Raw genomic sequence first — 2,793 nt, 5'->3', positions numbered from 1 at the left:
GCACAATTAAGTGTGGTTGCTCTTTCTCGACCACCTCTCTAAGCGCTTTTGGGTCAAGCATATCGATCACGTAACTGCGATGTGCGACTTGCATCGCCGGTGCATTGGCATACCTGTCCACAGCAATCACTTCGACACCAAAGCGCTGTAATTCGATAACCACTTCTTTGCCCAGCTCACCAGAGCCGCAAAATAATACCTTTGTTGCCGTAGGCGATAAGGGCGTGCCAATGCTAGTCATTTTGATAAACCTGTTGTCAGTTGTTAGGATAAATCTAGATATAGGATTTCTGTTCGCGCTCTTTAGCGAGCTCTAGTATTTTTTTCTTTTCAGTATTGTCCATGCCCCACCAGCGGGATATTTCGTCACCCGTGCGGTGACAACCCACACAGACATCATTTACATCAAGTGCACAAATACTGACACATGGAGACGGGACTTCATTCATTTCTTCTGGCATACAACTACTCTTCGCTAACGACTATTCGGCAACTACTTTCTAATAAAAACATAAAATGTGAAACGTCGATCTTAACAGGCAAACACTTAGTCCTCCAGAATCAACCCTGATTCATAGCGCTGACCGTTTTGAACATAGTGCGCTGCACTTAGACTGAGCATTTGAATCTCCTGCTCACTTAAAGCACGTTTCACCTTGCCAGGACTACCCAGCACCATCGAGCCATCCGGCACGACCATATTTTCAGGTATCAAGGCGTTCGCGCCAATCAAACAATTCTTACCAATTTTCGCGCCATTCAGTACAACGGCATTAATACCAATCAAGGAATTCTCTCCGATATGGCAACCGTGCAACATGACCTTGTGGCCAATCGTCACATTTTTCTCTATTTGTAAGGGAAAGCCCGGGTCAATATGAAGAACAGAACCGTCTTGAATATTGCTATTTTCACCAATGATAACTTTATCGTTATCCGCACGAATCACCACATTAAACCAGATGCTAGCACCCTCATGGACTTCGATATCGCCAATTAATGATGCGTTTGGCGCAACAAACGCTGCGTCACCAATAAATTTTGGTTTTTTGCTTCCCAAGGAGTAGATCATTTACCTTCACCGTCAAAAATTGTTATGTTCGCATCAAATGCAATATTCATCAGTTCAACAAGCACCACGGCAGACAAGCCCCAAATTTCATAACGCTCGCCCTGATGGTGGTAATCATAGCTTGGCACAGAGAATGCCAGACCTTTGTAGGTCATTCTATCACGACGCACGGGTTCTTCATTTAAAAAGAAACTCACCGGCACTTTGAAAATACTGTCTAGTTCATCTAGATTTGGCTTTAATTCTATCTCTGGCTCCACCAGGCCGACAAAAGGCGAAACACGAATACCGTGCAGGGATATCACCTGACTCAAAGGCCCTAGCAGCTCAACTTGTTCAGGGTGGACGCCAATCTCTTCATGACACTCTCGAAGTGCAGTATTAACAAGTGTTGTATCTTCCTCATCATACTTCCCCCCCGGAAAGGCTACCTGCCCTTTATGTGTATTCATATGTTGCGCCCGGCGCGTGAAAATAATCTGAGGCTCTGGTTCGCGGGTTAAGGGAACTAGAATACCTGCCTCNGGTAACTCTTCGACAATATTTTTTGGCTGATGCTGCTCGATTCGCGCTCTCAGTAAATTAATTATTTGCATTGGGGATTAGAGGTTCCAAAACTTAAGTGGCGAATAAGGAGCTCGTTGACAGATCTAGTAAAAAAGCTCACTCAGATAAAGATCTCAAGTTGTTTACTAAGCCAAACTTTAGCATACTGCCCCCTCAATAAAAATCACTGGTGAGAAACCTATGAAATTCTGCAGTCATTGTGGCGACGATGTTGAGAAAAAGATTCCTGAAGATGATAACCGACAGCGTTACGTCTGCTTAGGCTGTGAACATATCCATTACCAGAACCCGAATATTGTTGCCGGCACCATTCCCACTTGGGGCGATAAGGTATTATTATGCAAGCGCGCCATCGAACCCCGTTTAGGCTATTGGACTCTGCCAGCGGGTTTTATGGAAAACCAGGAAACGACAGAAGAAGCCGCTATGCGTGAGACCTGGGAAGAAGCAGAAGCGAAGGTAAACCTAAAAGGCTTATTTACTATGATCAGCGTCCCGCAGATTGATCAGGTACATATCTTTTTTCTCGCTGAACTAAAACAGGAGAGCTACGCTGCAGGTCAAGAAAGCCTAGAAGTAAAACTCTTCGACGAACAAGATATCCCCTGGGATGAAATCGCTTTCCCAACAGTTAAACGCAGTTTGAAGACGTTTTTCGAAGACCGAAAACGGGGCACTTACGGTGTGCATGTCAGTGATATTTTCCGCGAACCACGTGAGATCCCTGAGCATGTTGCAGATTTACTTGATTAAGACCAGATACTTAAAGGCCGGGAGTTAAAAAATGAAATACCTACATACTATGGTTCGTGTCAAGGACCTAGAAGCCTCTCTGGACTTCTATTGCAATAAACTAGGGCTCGTTGAGATTAGTCGCAAAGACAGCGAGAAAGGCCGATTCACACTAGTATTTCTTGCGGCACCGGACGATGCTGATGAAGCGAGAATTATCAAAGCCCCTTGCCTGGAACTAACATACAATTGGGACACTGAAGACTACACCGGCGGTAGGAATTTCGGGCACCTGGCTTTTTCTGTCGACAATATCTATGAGCTATGTGAAAAACTACAGTCACAAGGATTAACGATCAACCGGCCTCCGAGAGACGGCTACATGGCCTTTATTCGTTCACCCGATGGCATATCAATCGAAC

The 2,793-nt window shown here is 44.9% G+C and carries 6 protein-coding genes; 2 read left to right on the top strand and 4 right to left on the bottom strand.

Going from position 1 to position 2,793, the window contains the following annotated elements:
* From A3735_RS22570 to A3735_RS22555, 4 genes are all read right to left on the bottom strand, one after another.
* Nucleotides 1-241: NAD-dependent epimerase/dehydratase family protein (locus tag A3735_RS22570; protein WP_156499837.1), on the bottom strand; the 241-nt coding region annotated here is incomplete at its 3' end.
* Nucleotides 242-275: 34 nt separating this feature from the next.
* The gene (locus A3735_RS22565; protein WP_197470208.1) at nt 276-461 is read right to left on the bottom strand and encodes a DUF1289 domain-containing protein; all 186 of its coding nucleotides are present in this window, start codon (nt 459-461) and stop codon (nt 276-278) included.
* A gap of 86 nt (nt 462-547) precedes the next feature.
* Nucleotides 548-1,072 (bottom strand): gamma carbonic anhydrase family protein, encoded by a 525-nt coding sequence (locus tag A3735_RS22560; protein ID WP_068514819.1) that lies wholly within the window; start codon nt 1,070-1,072, stop codon nt 548-550.
* Nucleotides 1,069-1,668, bottom strand: a complete 600-nt coding sequence (locus tag A3735_RS22555; protein WP_231872054.1) for a CoA pyrophosphatase — start codon at nt 1,666-1,668, stop codon at nt 1,069-1,071. Before A3735_RS22555 ends, A3735_RS22560 begins: the two co-directional genes overlap by 4 nt.
* Before the next feature lie 151 nt (nt 1,669-1,819).
* On the opposite strand from A3735_RS22555, the gene A3735_RS22550 reads away from it, so the two are divergent.
* On the top strand, nt 1,820-2,392 hold the full coding sequence (locus A3735_RS22550; protein WP_068512534.1) for an NUDIX hydrolase: 573 nt from the start codon (nt 1,820-1,822) through the stop codon (nt 2,390-2,392).
* Nucleotides 2,393-2,423: 31 nt separating this feature from the next.
* Nucleotides 2,424-2,793, top strand: a 370-nt coding sequence (locus tag A3735_RS22545) for a lactoylglutathione lyase (RefSeq protein ID WP_068638699.1), incomplete at its 3' end; no start/stop codon positions are given.

Source organism: Oleiphilus sp. HI0061 (assembly GCF_001635675.1).
The sequence above is the reverse complement of the archived record's forward strand: the minus strand, read 5'-3'. Positions and strand labels throughout refer to the sequence as shown.